This is a genomic window from Enterobacter sp. KBR-315C3_2022, from assembly GCF_041399425.1.
In the GTDB taxonomy this organism is placed as follows: Bacteria; Pseudomonadota; Gammaproteobacteria; order Enterobacterales; family Enterobacteriaceae; genus Enterobacter.
Window position 1 is genome coordinate 24,834 of the sequence record NZ_JBGKEB010000018.1, and the last position, 16,344, is coordinate 41,177.

At 59.9% G+C, this 16,344-nt stretch carries 18 protein-coding genes; 11 read left to right on the plus strand and 7 right to left on the minus strand.

All coding sequences use genetic code 11. The features are described 5' to 3' along the window. Position 1 precedes the first annotated feature (1 nt). Genes arnC through arnF form a run of 6 tightly spaced genes read left to right on the plus strand, consistent with a single transcriptional unit; the run spans position 2 to position 6,251 of the window. Positions 2 to 985, plus strand: a complete 984-nt coding sequence (gene arnC / locus AB8804_RS17380; protein ID WP_371188479.1) for an undecaprenyl-phosphate 4-deoxy-4-formamido-L-arabinose transferase — start codon at positions 2 to 4, stop codon at positions 983 to 985. Further along, positions 982 to 2,964: a bifunctional UDP-4-amino-4-deoxy-L-arabinose formyltransferase/UDP-glucuronic acid oxidase ArnA gene (gene arnA, locus AB8804_RS17385; protein WP_371188370.1), complete on the plus strand. Its 1,983-nt coding sequence runs from the start codon at positions 982 to 984 to the stop codon at positions 2,962 to 2,964. The genes arnC and arnA overlap by 4 nt, the downstream gene beginning before the upstream one ends. After that, entirely contained in the window at positions 2,961 to 3,863 is a 903-nt protein-coding gene (gene arnD, locus AB8804_RS17390; RefSeq protein WP_371188372.1) for a 4-deoxy-4-formamido-L-arabinose-phosphoundecaprenol deformylase, read from the plus strand. Before arnA ends, arnD begins: the two co-directional genes overlap by 4 nt. Continuing rightward, complete coding sequence (gene arnT / locus AB8804_RS17395) at positions 3,860 to 5,515, plus strand: lipid IV(A) 4-amino-4-deoxy-L-arabinosyltransferase (RefSeq protein WP_371188374.1); 1,656 nt, start codon at positions 3,860 to 3,862, stop codon at positions 5,513 to 5,515. The genes arnD and arnT overlap by 4 nt, the downstream gene beginning before the upstream one ends. Then, entirely contained in the window at positions 5,512 to 5,850 is a 339-nt protein-coding gene (gene arnE / locus AB8804_RS17400; RefSeq protein ID WP_371188376.1) for a 4-amino-4-deoxy-L-arabinose-phosphoundecaprenol flippase subunit ArnE, read from the plus strand. Before arnT ends, arnE begins: the two co-directional genes overlap by 4 nt. Beyond that, positions 5,847 to 6,251, plus strand: a complete 405-nt coding sequence (arnF, locus tag AB8804_RS17405) for a 4-amino-4-deoxy-L-arabinose-phosphoundecaprenol flippase subunit ArnF (RefSeq protein WP_371188378.1) — start codon at positions 5,847 to 5,849, stop codon at positions 6,249 to 6,251. Before arnE ends, arnF begins: the two co-directional genes overlap by 4 nt. Here arnF and acpT read toward each other — a convergent pair. Both acpT and AB8804_RS17415 read right to left on the minus strand, forming a co-directional pair. After that, on the minus strand, positions 6,202 to 6,804 hold the full coding sequence (acpT, locus tag AB8804_RS17410; protein ID WP_371188380.1) for a 4'-phosphopantetheinyl transferase AcpT: 603 nt from the start codon (positions 6,802 to 6,804) through the stop codon (positions 6,202 to 6,204). The two genes, arnF and acpT, sit on opposite strands and share 50 nt — an antisense overlap. Before the next feature lie 103 nt (positions 6,805 to 6,907). Further along, entirely contained in the window at positions 6,908 to 7,957 is a 1,050-nt protein-coding gene (locus AB8804_RS17415; protein WP_371188382.1) for an AI-2E family transporter, read from the minus strand. A 140-nt stretch (positions 7,958 to 8,097) separates the two neighbouring features. Between AB8804_RS17415 and AB8804_RS17420 the strand changes: the two genes are divergently transcribed. Beyond that, on the plus strand, positions 8,098 to 9,315 hold the full coding sequence (locus AB8804_RS17420) for an MFS transporter (RefSeq protein ID WP_371188384.1): 1,218 nt from the start codon (positions 8,098 to 8,100) through the stop codon (positions 9,313 to 9,315). A 3-nt stretch (positions 9,316 to 9,318) separates the two neighbouring features. On the opposite strand, the gene AB8804_RS17425 is transcribed toward AB8804_RS17420, so the two are convergent. Beyond that, on the minus strand, positions 9,319 to 9,876 hold the full coding sequence (locus tag AB8804_RS17425) for a DcrB family lipoprotein (RefSeq protein ID WP_112011835.1): 558 nt from the start codon (positions 9,874 to 9,876) through the stop codon (positions 9,319 to 9,321). Between the two features lie 72 nt (positions 9,877 to 9,948). Then, positions 9,949 to 10,614, minus strand: coding sequence for a 7-cyano-7-deazaguanine/7-aminomethyl-7-deazaguanine transporter (locus tag AB8804_RS17430; protein WP_371188386.1), 666 nt, complete (start codon positions 10,612 to 10,614; stop codon positions 9,949 to 9,951). A gap of 168 nt (positions 10,615 to 10,782) precedes the next feature. Here AB8804_RS17430 and tusA point away from each other — a divergent pair, with 168 nt between their 5' ends. After that, complete coding sequence (gene tusA / locus AB8804_RS17435; RefSeq protein WP_371188388.1) at positions 10,783 to 11,028, plus strand: sulfurtransferase TusA; 246 nt, start codon at positions 10,783 to 10,785, stop codon at positions 11,026 to 11,028. 15 nt (positions 11,029 to 11,043) lie between these two features. Here the strand turns inward: tusA and AB8804_RS17440 are convergent, their stop codons facing one another. After that, entirely contained in the window at positions 11,044 to 12,636 is a 1,593-nt protein-coding gene (locus AB8804_RS17440) for an STY4199 family HEPN domain-containing protein (RefSeq protein WP_371188390.1), read from the minus strand. A 152-nt stretch (positions 12,637 to 12,788) separates the two neighbouring features. Here AB8804_RS17440 and AB8804_RS17445 point away from each other — a divergent pair, with 152 nt between their 5' ends. Together AB8804_RS17445 and AB8804_RS17450 are read left to right on the plus strand one after the other, a co-directional pair. Beyond that, positions 12,789 to 13,313 carry a GNAT family N-acetyltransferase gene (locus AB8804_RS17445; RefSeq protein WP_371188392.1) on the plus strand — a complete coding sequence of 175 codons (525 nt, stop codon included), beginning with the start codon at positions 12,789 to 12,791 and terminating at the stop codon, positions 13,311 to 13,313. A gap of 86 nt (positions 13,314 to 13,399) precedes the next feature. After that, entirely contained in the window at positions 13,400 to 13,738 is a 339-nt protein-coding gene (locus tag AB8804_RS17450; RefSeq protein ID WP_371188394.1) for a glycoside hydrolase family protein, read from the plus strand. On the opposite strand, the gene AB8804_RS17455 is transcribed toward AB8804_RS17450, so the two are convergent. Together AB8804_RS17455 and AB8804_RS17460 are read right to left on the minus strand one after the other, a co-directional pair. Then, complete coding sequence (locus tag AB8804_RS17455; protein ID WP_371188396.1) at positions 13,717 to 14,322, minus strand: response regulator transcription factor; 606 nt, start codon at positions 14,320 to 14,322, stop codon at positions 13,717 to 13,719. The two genes, AB8804_RS17450 and AB8804_RS17455, sit on opposite strands and share 22 nt — an antisense overlap. Positions 14,323 to 14,545: 223 nt before the next feature. Beyond that, positions 14,546 to 15,304 (minus strand): SDR family NAD(P)-dependent oxidoreductase, encoded by a 759-nt coding sequence (locus tag AB8804_RS17460; protein WP_371188398.1) that lies wholly within the window; start codon positions 15,302 to 15,304, stop codon positions 14,546 to 14,548. A 119-nt stretch (positions 15,305 to 15,423) separates the two neighbouring features. On the opposite strand from AB8804_RS17460, the gene AB8804_RS17465 reads away from it, so the two are divergent. Next, positions 15,424 to 16,323 (plus strand): LysR family transcriptional regulator, encoded by a 900-nt coding sequence (locus AB8804_RS17465; protein ID WP_371188400.1) that lies wholly within the window; start codon positions 15,424 to 15,426, stop codon positions 16,321 to 16,323. Positions 16,324 to 16,344 lie beyond the last annotated feature (21 nt).

The following is a 16,344-nucleotide window of genomic DNA, read 5'->3' on the forward strand; positions in this document are numbered from 1 at the left end:
TATGTTCAGCGCGCCGCCCGTAAAAAAAGTGTCCGTGGTGATCCCGGTCTACAACGAGCAGGAGAGCCTGCCCGAGCTGATCCGCCGCACCACCGCCGCCTGCGAAACGCTGGGCAAAGAGTATGAAATCCTGCTCGTGGACGACGGCAGCAGCGACGATTCCGCAATGTTGCTCACCGACGCCGCGCAGGCCGACGACAGCCACATCGTCGCCGTGCTGCTCAACCGCAACTACGGCCAGCATTCAGCGATCATGGCCGGGTTCAGCCACGTCACGGGCGATCTGATCATCACCCTGGACGCCGACCTGCAAAACCCGCCGGAGGAGATCCCGCGCCTGGTGGACAAAGCCGATGAAGGTTACGACGTGGTAGGCACGGTGCGGCAGAACCGCCAGGACAGCCACTTCCGCAAGCTGGCATCCCGCACCATTAACCGCCTGATCCAGCGCACGACCGGTAAAGCGATGGGCGACTACGGCTGCATGCTGCGCGCCTATCGCCGCCACATTGTCGACGCCATGCTGCACTGCCACGAACGCAGCACTTTTATTCCGATTCTGGCGAATACCTTCGCCCGTAAAGCGACCGAGATCCCCGTCCTGCACGCCGAGCGCGAGCACGGGGAGTCCAAGTACAGCTTTATGCGCCTCATCAACCTGATGTACGACCTGATCACCTGCCTGACCACCACGCCGCTGCGCCTGCTGAGCGTCTTCGGCAGCGTAATCGCGCTGGCCGGATTTGCGCTCTCGGTGCTGCTGGTCGTGCTGCGGCTGGTCTTTGGCCCGCAGTGGGCCGCAGAAGGGGTCTTTATGCTGTTTGCCGTGCTGTTCATGTTTATCGGCGCGCAATTTATCGGCATGGGCCTGCTCGGGGAATACATAGGCCGTATCTATAACGATGTTCGCGCGCGTCCGCGCTACTTTATTCAACGTGTTGTCCGTCAGGAACACAAAGCGTCTCAAGAGGAAAACCACCCATGAAAGCCGTTGTCTTTGCCTATCACGATATGGGGTGCGCGGGCACGCTGGCCCTGCTGGAAGCGGGCTATGAAATTGCCGCTATCTTTACCCATCCGGACTCAGCCGGGGAGAACCATTTCTTCGGCTCCGTGGCGCGTATCGCGGCCGAGCGCGGCATTCCTGTTTACGCGCCGGATGATGTAAACCATCCGCTGTGGGTCGACCGCATTCAGAAGCTTTCTCCGGACGTGATTTTCTCGTTCTACTACCGCAACCTCCTGAGCGACGCGATTTTAAGCCTGGCGCCAAAAGGCGCGTTTAACCTGCACGGCTCCCTGCTGCCCGCCTACCGCGGCCGCGCGCCGCTCAACTGGGCGCTGGTCAACGGCGAAACGAAAACCGGGGTAACCCTGCACCGGATGGTGCGCCGCGCCGACGCGGGCGCGATCGTGGCGCAGCAAAGCGTGGCCATCGGCGAGGACGACACGGCGCTGCAGCTGCACCACGCGCTTTGCGAAGCGGCGCGCGCCCTGCTGCATGACGCTCTGCCCGCAATCCTTCGCGGCACGTTCAGCGAAACCGCGCAGGACGAGAGCAAGGCAACCTGTTTTGGCCGCCGCAAGCCGGAAGATGGCCGCCTGGACTGGACCAAACCGGCGCGCCAGCTGCACAACCTGGTGCGCGCGGTGACCGATCCGTGGCCGGGCGCGTACAGCTTTGCCGGGGTCAGCAAGTTTATCGTCTGGAAGTCCCGCGTGCGCGACGACGTTTCCGCCGCGAAGCCGGGCACCGTTATCTCCGTTTCGCCGCTGATTGTCAGCTGCGGCGAGCAGGCGCTGGAGATCGTCACCGGGCAAACTGACAGCGGCCTGTACGTGCAGGGCACCCAGCTGGCGCAGTCGCTTGGCCTGGTTGCGGGGGCGCTCATTACCAGCGCGCCGGTCGTCGCCATCAAGCGCCGCACGCGGGTGCTGATCCTCGGCGTGAACGGCTTTATCGGTAACCACCTCACCGAACGCCTGCTCAAGGACGACAACTACGAAATCTATGGCCTGGACATCGGTTCCGACGCCATCAGCCGCTTCCTCGACAACCCGCGCTTCCACTTTGTGGAAGGGGATATCAGCATTCACTCCGAGTGGATCGAATACCACATTAAAAAATGCGACGTGGTGCTGCCGCTGGTGGCGATCGCAACGCCGATTGAGTACACCCGCAACCCGCTGCGCGTGTTCGAGCTGGACTTCGAAGAGAACCTGAAGATCATCCGCGACTGCGTGAAATACGATAAGCGCATCATCTTCCCGTCCACCTCCGAGGTGTACGGCATGTGCACCGACAAAAACTTCGACGAAGACACCTCCAACCTGGTGGTGGGGCCGATCAACAAGCAGCGCTGGATTTACTCCGTATCCAAACAGCTGCTGGACCGCGTGATTTGGGCCTACGGCGAAAAAGAGGGGCTGCGCTTTACGCTGTTCCGTCCGTTTAACTGGATGGGGCCGCGTCTGGACAACCTCAATGCGGCGCGCATCGGCAGCTCCCGCGCCATCACCCAGCTGATCCTCAACCTGGTGGAAGGCTCGCCGATTAAGCTGATTGAGGGCGGCAAGCAGAAGCGCTGCTTCACCGACATCAGCGACGGCATCGAGGCGCTGTTCCGCATCATCGAGAACAACGATAACCGCTGCAACGGGCAGATCATCAACATCGGCAATCCGGACAACGAAGCGAGCATTCGCGAGCTGGCCGAGATGCTGCTGGCAAGCTTTGAACGCCATCCGCTGCGCGACCGCTTCCCGCCGTTTGCCGGCTTCCGCGAAGTGGAAAGCAGCAGCTATTACGGCAAAGGCTATCAGGACGTTGAGCACCGCAAGCCGAGCATTCGCAACGCGAAGCACTGCCTGAACTGGACGCCGACCGTGAAGATGGAGCAGACCATTGACGAAACGCTCGACTTCTTCCTGCGCACCGTGGAGCTATCGGAACAGGCGTCATGAAAAAAGTCGGTTTACGCATTGATGTCGATACCTTTCGCGGCACGCGTGACGGCGTACCGCGGCTGCTGGAACTGATGAGCAAGCACAACGTTCGCGCGAGCCTCTTTTTCAGCGTGGGGCCAGACAACATGGGACGTCACCTGTGGCGTCTGGTTAAACCGGCATTTCTGTTCAAAATGCTGCGCTCGCGCGCGGCATCCCTTTACGGCTGGGATATCCTGCTGGCGGGCACCGCCTGGCCCGGCAAGCGCATCGGCGCGGGTAATGAAGCGATTATCCGCGAGGCGGCGCGCCTGCATGAGGTCGGCCTGCACGCCTGGGATCACCACGCCTGGCAGGCCTGGGCGGGCGTGTGGGATATTCCGCGGATGACGCGTGAAGTTGAGCGCGGCGTGCTGGAGATGGAGGCCATTACCGGCCAGCAGGTGCGCTGCTCGGCGGTGGCGGGCTGGCGGGCGGACCAGCGCGTGGTGAAAGCCAAAGAGCCGTTCGCGTTCCGCTACAACAGCGACTGCCGCGGCACCGGGCCGTTTTTACCGCAGCTGGGTGAGAACCGGTTCGGCACCGTGCAAATTCCGGTTACGCTTCCCACGTGGGATGAAGTGGTCGGGCGCGAAGTCAGCGCCGACGGGTTCAATCGCTATATCCTGGACCGCATTCATCGCGACGCCGGTACGCCGGTGTATACCATTCATGCGGAAGTGGAGGGGATCGCGTATCAGCACGATTTCGACGCGCTGCTGGCGATGGCGAAGCAGGAGGGCATCGCGTTTTGCCCGCTCGGCGAGCTGCTGCCGGACGATCTCTCAACGCTGCCGCCCGGCAAAATCGTACGCAATGAAATGGCCGGCCGGGAAGGCTGGCTTGGCTATCAACAAACCGTGAGTCCCGCATCATGAAAGCAGCCCGTTACGGCTTAGCGCTTCTCGCACTGTTTATCGTTTACTACCTCATTCCGGTCGATCTCCGCCTGCTGTGGCAGCCTGATGAAACGCGCTACGCGGAGATCAGCCGCGAAATGCTGGCCTCGGGCGACTGGGTGGTGCCGCACTTTTTAGGGCTGCGCTACTTCGAAAAGCCGATAGCCGGGTACTGGGTTAACAGCATCGGACAGCTGCTGTTTGGCCACTCTAACTTTGCCGTGCGCGCGGGGGCCATATTCTCCACCGGGTTCGCCGCGCTGCTGGTGATCTGGCTGGCGTGGCGCCTCTGGCAGGACAAGCGCGTCGCGCTGTTCTCCGGCATCATCTTTATCACCCTGTTCCTCGTTTACGGTATTGGCACCTACGCGGTGCTGGATCCCATCATCACCCTCTGGCTGGTGGCGGCGATGTGCAGCTTCTGGCTGGCCGCGCAGGCGCAAACCGTCGGCGGGAAGGTGGGCGGCTATCTCCTGCTCGGGCTGGCCTGCGGCATGGGCGTAATGACCAAAGGCTTTCTGGCGCTGGCGGTGCCGGTGATTGGCGTTCTGCCGTGGGTGATCGTGCAAAAGCGCTGGAAGGAGGTGCTGCTGTACGGCTGGCTGGCGGTTCTGAGCTGCGTGCTGATCGTGCTGCCCTGGGGGCTGGCGATCGCCCAGCGCGAGCCTGACTTCTGGCGCTACTTCTTCTGGGTGGAGCATATTCAGCGCTTCGCGCAGAGCGACGCCCAGCACAAGGCGCCGTTCTGGTATTACCTGCCGTTCCTGATTGCCGGAAGCCTGCCGTGGCTGGCGCTGCTGCCGGGCGCGCTGCGTCTGGGCTGGCGCGACAGGCAGGGTGACGGCCGCGGCTGGTATCTGCTGGGCTGGGTGGTGATGCCGCTGCTGTTCTTCAGCATCGCCAAAGGCAAGCTGCCGACCTACATTCTGCCGTGCTTTGCCCCGCTGGCGATCCTGATGGCGCGCTACGCCTGCGCCCTCGCCGGGAAGGGCGTGAAGGTGCTGCGCATTAACGCGTGGATTAACCTCGGCTTTGGCGCGCTTGGCGTGGCGGCGGCGCTGGCGGTTTCCCCGTGGGGGCTGACGAAGCATCCGGTCTGGACCTCCGTCGAGCTGTATAAAGTCTTCTGCGCCGCGGTGGCCTTCCTTGTGTGGGCCGTGATGGGCTGGTTTACGCTGCATCGAAGCCCGCAGCGCTGGTGGCTGGCTGCGCTCTGCCCGGCCGGGCTGGCGCTCCTGATTGGCTTCGCCATTCCTAACCGCGTGGTGGATTCGAAGCAGCCGCAGTCGCTGGTGGATACCGTGCGCGTCCCGCTGGAGGAGAGCAAGTTCGTGCTGGCTAACAGCGTCGGCGTGGCGGCAGGGCTGGCGTGGGAGCTGAACCGTAGCGACATTATTCTCTACGGCCAGGGCGGCGAGCTGAAATACGGCCTGAACTACCCGGATGCGCAGGGGCGGTTCGTGAGCGAGGATGATTTGGCGCAGTGGCTGGAGGTGCATCGCCAGCAGGGGCGCGTTTCGCTGGTGATCCTGCTGTCGAAAAACGACGATCTTGAGCGGGCGAAGCTGCCAAAACCGGACAACCTGTACGTTCAGGGGCGTCTGGCCTACCTGCAGTATCTGCCGCAATGATGGTCTGGATCGGGCTGATTCTGGCAAGCCTGCTGAGCTGCGCGGGGCAGCTGTGCCAGAAGCAGGCGGCGCGTCCGGCGAAAGCCGGGCGGCGCGGCAGGCATCTGCTGCTCTGGCTCGGCCTTGCGCTGCTGGCGCTTGGCTGCGGAATGCTGGTCTGGCTGGCGGTGCTACAGCACCTGCCGGTCGGTATCGCTTACCCGATGCTGAGCCTGAATTTCATCTGGGTGACGCTGGCGGCGAAGGCGGTCTGGCATGAGAACGTTGCGCCGCGGCACTGGCTCGGCGTGGGCTTTATTATCGTTGGCATTATCCTGCTGGGAGGAAGCCTGTGAGGGGCGCGTTCTGGGCATTATTCAGCGTGGCGCTGGTCAGCGCGGCGCAGCTGCTTCTGCGATACGCGATGGTGACGCTGCCGTCGGTCAGCGACGTCAGCGCGTTTATCGCTGCGCTGTGGCACTTCGCGCCCGGCACCGGCTCGCTGGCGCTCGGCCTGGCGGGGTACGTGGCGTCGATGGGCTGCTGGTATCTGGCGCTGCAGCGCATGGCGCTTAGCAAAGCCTATGCCCTGCTGAGCCTGAGCTACATTCTGGTCTGGGGCGCAGCGATTGCGCTGCCCGGCTGGGAAGAACATTTCTCATGGCGCGGGCTGGCGGGGGTTGGGTTTATTATTCTGGGCGTGCTGACTATTTTCCGGCCAGCGCGCCGCCGACCGGCTGGATCAGCGTCGTCGTAAGCGCGAAGGGCGTGGCGGTGCAGACGGCAAGGCTCAGGGCATCAATCTGACAGTGGCTGACCGAATGCGTTCCGGCGGCGGCGCTGTCGATGCTGACCATCTGCCACGGGTGGCCGTCACGCTGCTTGATGATGGCCCCCTTGCGCGTCCAGATGCGCCAGAACGCGGCAAGCTGGCGCTCTGCCGCTTCCTTTTCCAGCTCGTCGTGCTCGGCGTTGCTGAAGACCGCGTTGGCAAGCGTGCGCCAGTTATCCTGCACGCGAATATGCTCCAGCGAACAGCCCACTTCACCTTCGTCGCTGACGATCAGGGCAATATCGTCCTCGCAGTGGCTGACGCTAAACCACAGCGGAAAGCCGTTCGCAAAGCCCGGTTTCCCCTGCTCGCTGTAGACAATTTCCGGCAGCGGCTGGGGATCGAGCAGGCGCGAAAGCAGCCCGCGTCCGGCCAGCCAGCGGGCGCGCCGTGCCCCCTGCGGGGCTTGCCTGGCCAGCGCTTCAGCCCAGTTATCGTTGCTTAGCGTGGAGATTTTTCCCAGAAAAACCTGGTACATATAACGTCTGGCCTTCAGTTAAAGCAGTAAGAACCGCACAGTCACGCGGCGAAACCATTACTATAATCCATTGGCAGCGCGAATAGCTAACCGCTTTCCGGGATTAGCCCGGTAATCGGCTCTTAGGACGCCCTGGTCCGAGGAGTATCGCCAGCTTGCTGCCGCCCTTGGTGGTCTCCATCCAGATTTTACACACGCTGGTCAGCGGCACCGAGAGCAGCATGCCCACCGGCCCCAGCAGCCATCCCCACACCAGTAACGATAAAAAGACCACCAGCGTCGACATGCCCAGGCGGTGGCCCATCATGCGCGGCTCAAGGATATTCCCCAGCACCATATGCACGACCAGGAACAGCGCCCCGATGAGCATGCATTCATAGAAGCCGTTGAACAAAAAGGCCTGGATCATGGGCGGCACGGCGGAAAGCACCGCCCCGATGTTGGGAACGTAGTTCAACAGAAACGCCAGCACGCCCCACATCAGGGCGAACTGGATGCCCATCAGCGTGAGGCCCAGCCAGACGAGCGCGCCGGTCCATAGGCTGAGGAGCGTTTTAAGCGCCAGGTACTTGGTCACGCCTTTCAGCGCGCGGTGCAGGCCGGCGATGTGGATCTGCGGGTTATTCAGCGCAAAGCGCAGCTTGTAGGGAACGTGGCGCACCTCGAAGAGCATAAACACCACCGTCATCACCAGCAGCAGGATGCTCGCCATCGCGCCGGAAAGCCCGGTCATCAGGGTGGTGGCGTAGGTCATCAGCTTTTCCGAGTCCATCCTGCGCAGCATGCGCTCCGGCGAAAAATGCAGATTGAGGAACGGCATCATCTCCTGCAGCTCAACCAGCTTGCGGGTCAGCGCTTTGTTGTACTGCGGGAGCAGGGTGGAGAACTCGCTGAGCGACGCCGCCAGCACGCCGAACAGCGCCGTCAGCACGATGAGCATCACGATAACCACGATGGTGATGGCCACCGGGCGGCTTACGCCGCGACGCAAAAACCACGTCACCAGCGGGTTAAGAACAATGGCAAAGAAGAGGGCCAGCAGAAGTTGAACGATAATATCGGCCGCTGAGTGTATCCCGGCAAGGATCACCACCAGGCAGGCAAGCTTAAGTAAAATGTGCAAACCCGCTTTATCGGGCTGGGAAGGTGTCATAGGTTTTCCTTTTTCGTGGGCTCGTTAAGTGTAGTGCGCGGGATACGCTTCGTCTGGGGCGCTAATCTGAAAGTCGGTGCTGATTTTCACAGGGCATCGTGTAATAGTGAAACACCGTTGCAAAAATCAGAGAAAACGTCATGCCCGAACCTGCCGTCGAACCGGCGCTGAGCGGATTTCGCCTCAATCTGCGCATTGTTTCCGTTGTCATCTTCAACTTCGCCAGCTACCTGACGATCGGCCTGCCGCTGGCGGTGCTGCCGGGGTATGTTCACGACGTGATGGGCTTTAGCGCCTTCTGGGCCGGGCTGGTGATTAGCCTGCAGTATTTCGCCACGCTCCTGAGCCGCCCGCACGCGGGGCGCTATGCGGATCGGTTCGGGCCGAAAAGTATTGTGGTGATTGGGCTGTGCGGCTGCTTCCTGAGCGGGCTGAGCTATCTGCTGGCCGCCTCCACCAGCCACTGGCCGCTGATGAGCCTGGCGCTGCTGTGCCTGGGCCGCATGATTTTAGGCATCGGCCAGAGCCTGGCGGGAACGGGGTCCACGCTGTGGGGCGTCGGCGTTGTGGGCGCGCCCCACATCGGCAGGGTGATCTCCTGGAACGGGATAGTGACCTATGGCGCGATGGCGATCGGCGCGCCGCTCGGCGTGGCGTTTTATGCCTACGGCGGCCTGCACGGGCTTGCCGTCACGATTATGGTCATCGCGCTGCTGGCGATCGCCTTTGCGCTGCCGCGCCCGAAGGTGAAGGCCAGCAAGGGCAAGCCGCTGCCGTTTCGCGCCGTGCTGGGGCGCGTCTGGCTGTACGGGATGGCGCTGGCGCTGGCTTCCGCCGGGTTCGGCACCATCGCAACGTTTATCACGCTGTTTTACGATGCCAAAGGCTGGGACGGCGCGGCTTTTGCGCTGACGCTCTTTAGCTGTGCGTTTGTGGGCGCTCGCTTACTTTTCCCGAACGGGATAAACCGCCTCGGCGGCCTGAACGTGGCGATGATTTGCTTCGCCGTGGAGATTGTTGGCCTGCTCCTGACCGGCGTCGCCACCGCGCCGTGGATGGCGAAAGTCGGCGTTTTCCTGGCGGGAGCCGGGTTCTCGCTGGTGTTCCCGGCGCTGGGCGTCGTGGCGGTGAAGGCGGTGCCGCCGCAAAATCAGGGATCGGCGCTGGCGACCTACACGGTGTTTATGGATATGTCGCTGGGGATCACCGGGCCGCTGGCGGGGCTGGTGATGGCGTGGGCGGGCGTGCCGGTGATTTATCTTGCCGCGGCGGGCCTGGCGGCGGTGGCGCTCCTGCTAGCGTGGCGGCTAAAAAAATGGCCCCCCGAGCACGCCCGGGAGGCCACGTCTTCATCGTGAAAATTACTGAATCGCGATGGTGTTAATGATGTTTTCCGCGGCGGTTTGCGCTTTCTGCTGATCGTCCGCTGGCAGCGTAATCTGCAGTGTGAGCAGCTTGTTATCGATCTTGCCGAGCACCACGGAAGAGTAGGCTGTCTGGCCTTTCGCCGAGATGATGCTGTCGAGCTGCTGCAGCGTGTGGCCTTTCAGCTCGATGGATTTGTTGGTAACAACCTGCAGCTGCGGGTCGCGGCCGCGCTGCTGCTCTTCCAGACGCTTGGCGAGCACGCCCAGATCTTCGCTGGTGTCGTCGCCGACGATCACAATCACCGCCTTCTGCCCGGTCGCATCAGAATAGACGTGCATGTTGTTCGCCTGGGTGCCCAGCTTGCCGCTCTGGTCGGTCATATCCGCCGGCAGAGAGAAACTGAGTTTGCCATCCATCAGGCTGACCGGCTGCCCGGTGGCGTTGCTTTCAGCGGACGCACCCTGAGCAGGCGTTTTGGTGTCGCTGTTATCACAGGCTGCAAGGCCAACAACCAGCAGGCCAATCCCGACATATTTAACCAGATTGCGCATTGACTTCTTCCTTTCGATAAACGGCCATAGCGGCTCATTCACCCATCTTATCACAACTGATAAAGCGAACCCTTAACCTGCCTGCAATGCGGAGATTTCAGATTTATCTGCCAGCCTTTTCATCAGCATATTCAATAGCACGCCGTACATCGGCAGGAAGAAGACGATGCTGATAAGCACCTTGAAGCAGTAGTCCACCAGCGCGATTTCCATCCAGTGCTCGGCCATAAACGCGTCCGGGCTGCGCCAGAAGGCGATGAAGAAGAATGCCAGCGTGTCGCTCACGTTGCCAAACAGCGTCGAGGCGGTGGGCGCCATCCACCAGCGGTGGTTCTGACGCAGGCGGTTAAAAACGTGGACGTCGAGGATCTGCCCCAGCGCGTAGGCCATAAAGCTGGCCGCCGCGATGCGCGCCACGAACAGGTTGAAGTTAGTGAGTGCTTCCAAACCTTGCCAGCTGCCCATGTAAAACAGCGATGAAATCACGTACGAAACGAACAGCGCGGGCATCATCACTGCGAAAATAATGCGGCGTGCCAGCGGTGCGCCAAAAATTCGCACGGTCAGATCGGTGGCGAGGAAGATAAACGGAAAGCTAAACGCGCCCCAGGTGGTGTGAAAACCAAAAATGGAGATCGGAAGCTGAACCAGATAGTTGCTGGAGGTGATCACCAGCAGATGAAAAAGCGAAAGCCAGAACAACGCCTTAACGCGTTGCGGGTGTGTAAAGGAGCTCATATTGTACCTTTTTGATTAATATTTGGGGTGAGGGAACCCAATAAAGCCGCCGCATGATACTGCTTTAACGGTCATTTGCAACGGTTAATTTTCACGCAATCGTTAACCTGTTTGCATTGAGAGTGGCGGGGCGTAAACTACAGCCGTTTTGACACGAATGAGAAGAAAATGACCGACCTGTTCTCCACTCCCGACCATACTCTTGACGCTCAGGGCCTCCGCTGCCCGGAGCCGGTCATGATGGTGCGCAAAACCGTACGCACCATGCAGGCTGGCGAAACGCTGCTGATCGTTGCCGACGACCCGGCCACCACCCGCGATATCCCCGGCTTTTGTACCTTTATGGAGCACGAGCTGGTGGCGCAGGCGACCGACGCGCTGCCGTACCGATATCTGATTCGCAAGGGGCAATAGCCCGAATCCGGCGGGCTAGCGAATGACGTCGTAAATCGCGGTCTGTATCGACTGCCATTTTTTCGTCGTCGCGTCCGGCTGCGCCAGCGCGCGACGTTTCGCCATCTCCGCGTCGTGCTGCTGGCGCTTCACCACGGCGGGCACGGTGCAAAAAGCCTTCAGATACTGTTTGCGGACCGACGTCAGCGATTCGCCGTTTGCCATGGCGTGGCCGACCGTATTGATAAAGCGGCGGCACGGCTTCTCTTCCACCATCTGCTGCCGGTAGCGCAGCATCAGCTCCAGCACGTCGTCATGGCGCGCGGCCATGGCCTCTTCTGTCCACGACACCTTCCAGTCCATTCCGCCCTGCAGGAACAGCAGCACGACGCGCGTGTCGTTACGGTTGATGGCCGAGCGGAAGTTGTTTTCGTCCCAGGTCACGCCCTGGCGGGTCAGCGTTTCGCGCGAGGAGGGCGTTTCCCGCATCTCCTTCGGCGCTGGCGCGGGCTCTGCCGCGCTCGCCACCGCCTGCTGCGGCTTGTCGCTGGTGACTAATATAAAGCCGCCGACCACGATGGCGATAACCATTGCGCCGACCGCCCCCCACAGCGCGCCGGAGATCAGCTGCTCGCGCTGTTCCGGCGTGCGCGGCGCGCGCTGCGTCGGCTTTTCGATGGTGTCGCGCACCTCAAACAGATCGCTTCCGGTGACGCGATCCCTTTTCTGCGCGTTCTCCCAGAACGCGTGCAGCTCGCTGGCGTCAACGGCCATCAGCCCCGCCGGATTGATGCGCGTTCGCCCCTCTTCAAATGCCCGCTGCACGGGCCGGGTGATTTGCGAATAGTAGCAATCCAGCAGCTGAATTTGCGCCGAGCTGAGCGGCTGCTGAACGGTGATGCCGTTGCGGATTTGGCGGATGTCGTCGAGGAAGGTTTGCAGCGTTTTGCGCGGGTCGACCAGCAGGGTCAGCATCATCGGGTCGCTGAACAGCGAGGCGTAGTAACGGCTGTACTCTTTTTTATCGACCAGCATCTGCGCCAGCTCGCTGAACATCATGCCGCTCAGGATATCGTTGATCTCGCCAAGCTTCAGCCAGCGCCGCACGCGGTCGGCGTTGAACAGCGTTTTGAGGTGGTTATTCAGCCGCACCGGATCGGGCCACGCCTGCTGTATCAGGCCTTTGATCGTCAGCTCAATCGCCCGCACCTGCTTGCGCGCCTGCTGCTGCTGTATTTCGTCTCCCGGGGCCAGCTCGGTGCTGTAGGTCAGAAGGGGCTGCTGCATTCGCAGATGTTCCAGCGAGGTGACAAAACGCATCGCCGCGATGAGCTGGTTCTCGCTCACGTCCTGGCCGCTCTCGTACTGGGGAACGCGCTGCTGCAGCAGGCGAAGCTGCAGCGTAAACGCCGACATCTCCGCGTCGTTGAGGTTGAGCTGCTTCGCCACCGCCCCCCAGCCGCCCAGACCTAAGCGGGCGTTATCCAGCTGCTCCAGGAACCAGCGCGGATCTTTACCTTCGGCAACGTGAACGTTGAGCAGCAGCAGTATTTCTACTGACGCGTGACGGATAACCGCCAGGCAGTGTTCAAACTGTTCGCGGATGCGGTGTGATGGACTGAGAGTCATTGTTTTCCTTGAGAGGCAACGAATACACCAAAATGGGCCAGCTGTGGCCGTTATTTTCTTTTTAGTTATACGACGTTAAACCATACCTGAGTTTTTGTTGAAAAAAAGTGACAAACTCTATAATCATTGGCAGGTCTTTCAGGAGAAACCGCATGCCAGCTTTTACCACCGCGCGCTTACGCTGCTCGCCTCTACTGGCCGCCGACTGGCCCTTCTTTCTGGCGTTACAGCAAAACGCGGAAGTGATGCGTTACGTTGCGCAGGACCGCTGCGTTGCGGATATTCGCGACGCCTTTGACGCTCGCCTGCAGCCGTGGAAGCCCGGCAGCGCGCACTGGCTCTGCCTGGTCGTGCGCGACGCGCAGGATGAAACGCCGCTGGGCGTGACGGGCTATGTTCACCGGGAGGACGATTGCGCCGAAGTGGGCTTTCTCTTTGCGCCGCCCGCTCAGGGTAAGGGATATGGCTACGAATCGCTTAAGGGACTTTGCGATTTCGCGTTTGCCGAGGGCGGGATTCGCCGCCTGACGGCGACCGTAACCGCGGGCAATATCGCCTCCCGACGCGTGCTGGAAAAGGTGGGATTTCGGCTGGAGGGCGAGCTGCGGGAAAGTTATTTTCTCGCCGGGCGCTGGCACAATGACTGGCTCTTTGGGTTATTAAAAAACGAATATTGACTGAGCAACGGCTGAATTATGGCCATTTGGCCTATAGGTTATTGAGACTATTTCCTCTACGCTACCGATCTAGAGAGGAAATGAATATGAACGATCATACGCTTAAGATATCTTATTCAGCCATCGAGCTATTAAAAAAACAGCAGGGCCTTTCACTGGAAAAATACAAGGATGAGAAAGGCTTATGGGTAATAGGATATGGACACGTTATTCGTCCGTGGGAAAACTTTAGTGGCCTCATCACGCCTCTGGCAGCGGAAATAATGCTGCAGAACGATCTGCAAATATGGGAAGCGCTGCTGCGTGAAAATATTAAACAGACATTGACACAGCAGCAGCACGATACGCTTATTTCATTACTTTATAGTCTCGATGATATCTCGGTACTCAAAACCACTGTTTTTCAAGCCATCATTCGGGTGTAGAGCATCGCGGCCTGGGTTCTGTTTTTGACCTCCAGTCGTCGAAACAGGGTTTCCAGATGCGCTTTTACCGTTCCCGCACTGATGTTCAGTGAACGACCAATCTCTTTATTCGACTCGCCGGCCGCCAGTAGCCTAAGCACTTCATACTGGCGCTCGCTGAGCTGCGCGAGATCCAGCTGCGGCGCAGTGAAATCGTGTAGCCATTCGCCCGGAAGGCAAACCATGCCCTTCGACACGGAATGCAGCACGGCAGAGAACATCTCCGGTGCCGCGTTGCGCGGAATAACGGCCATAACGTTTCGCTGCAGGATTTTTTCAACGTAGCGCGGATCTTTTTTAGCTAAAACGATCGCTACGCGCAGTGCAGGAAAACGAAGCTGAATGTCTTCCAGCAGCGTTATATTTTCATCCTCAAGAATATTCCCATCAATCATGGCGATAGCGGAAGGTGATGCTGATAGCTGTGATAAAAATTCATCTGCCTGACGGGCTCCAGTAATATTTATTTCTGGAATTAACGCCCGCAGACTGTTGATCGCTCCATGAATAAATATTGACTGCCTGTCAAACATGATTACTCGCATTGTTTTTCCCCTTCAGATGGTGCCGCGGAATGTGGCCGCAAATACCATCGTAAATAGTACAATCTCAATGAATAGCGAGGGGATTCTACAGAGGCTTTATATGAGAAAAAACTCAATGAAGGTTAGCGTTACAATTCAGTCATTGATTTTTATAACTACCAGGATTTTGACATAACTATCTTAAGGCTTTCCTTAAGGGGTTCCCTCCCCTTAAGCGCGATGCTTACAGGAACATCCCGCCTGAAACTTCAATGCGTTGGGCATTCATCCAGCCCAGCCTGTCGCTGAGAAGGGCCGCAATCGCGTCGCCAATGTCGTCCGGCAGGCCCACGCGCCCCAGTGCCGTCTGCGAGGCCAGATGCTGGTTAATCTGCGCGTTATCGCGCACGCGTCCACCGCCGAAGTCGGTTTCAATCGCCCCTGGAGCAATGATGTTCACGCTGATCCCGCGCGCGCCCAGCTCTTTCGCCTGGTAGCGGGTGAGCACTTCCATCGCGCCCTTCATCGCCGCGTAGGCACCCGATCCCGGCTGGGTGAAGCGCGCCAGCCCGCTTGAGACGTTCAGGATCCGTCCGCCGTCCTGCATTAGCGGCAGCAGGCGCTGCGTCAGGAAGAACGGCCCCTTGAAATGGACGTTCATCGCCTCGTCAAACTGGGCTTCCGTGGTGTCGGTAAACGGCGCGTATAAACCCGTACCCGCATTGTTCAATAAATAATCGAAGGTGTCGCGCTGCCAGACGGTGCGAAGGGTTTCCTCCACTTGCTGAGCAAAGCGCTCAAAACCGGAAATATCGCCGACGTTCAGCTGCAGCGCCGCTGCCTTCACGCCTTTGGCTTCAATTTCACGGACCACGTCCAGGGCTTCCTGCTCGCTGCTGTTATAGGTGAGGATAATTCCCGTCCCATCGGCTGCCAGCTTTAACGCCGCATTTTTACCTAAACCACGGCTGCCGCCCGTCACTAATGCAATACGTTCAGACATAAGAAACCTCGTTTCGCTTGTTGTGAAGATTGAGTAAGAGCTTATTAGGTGATAAATAATCAATAAAGAGGGTGGATAACGCTTCACTGTTTCATTGAAAACAACAATGAGCCGAACCTATGGATAAAATTCACGCAATGCAGCTGTTCATCCGCGTCGCGGAGCTGGAGAGTTTTTCCCGCGCGGCGGAGACGCTGAGCCTGCCGAAGGGCAGCGTTTCGCGCCAGATTCAGGCGCTGGAAAATATTCTCGGCACGCAGCTGCTGCACCGCACCACGCGCCGCGTCAGCCTCACGCAGGACGGCATGGTCTATTACGAGCGCGCAAAAGATCTCCTCACCAACCTCGACGAGCTGGACGGCCTCTTTCAGCACGACCCCTCCAGCATCAGCGGACGGCTGCGCGTGGATATGCCCGTTGGCATTGCGCGAAATTTAATCATCCCCAGGCTGCCCGCTTTTTTACAGCAGTATCCCGGCATTGAAGTGGAGCTTAGCAGCAGCGACCGCCTGGTGGACGTGATTCGCGAAGGCTTTGACTGCGTGGTGCGCGTCGGCACGCTGAAGGACTCCGGGCTTATCGCGCGCCCGCTCGGCAGGCTGTCGGTGATCAACTGCGCCAGCCCGGATTATCTGGAGCGTTTTGGTTATCCAGAAACGCTGGACGACCTGGCCTCTCACGCCGTGGTGCATTACGCCGCCACGCTGGGGACGCGGCCGCAGGGCTTCGAATATTTCAACGGCACGTCCACGCAGTGGGTGAAAACGGGCGGGGTACTCACGGTCAACAGCACCGAGACCTACCACGCCGCCTGCATTGCCGGACTGGGGATTATTCAGGTGCCGCGCGTAGGCGTGCGCGACTCGCTGCGCACGAAAAAGCTGATTGAGATCCTGCCGCAGTACCGCGCCGAGCCGATGCCGGTTTCGCTGATTTACCCTCATCGCCGCAACCTCTCCCGCCGGGTTCATCTGTTCATGGAGTGGCTGACCGAGCAGACAAAAGCCTACGTGGGCTAGCCACGCGCTATAATTCAAAGA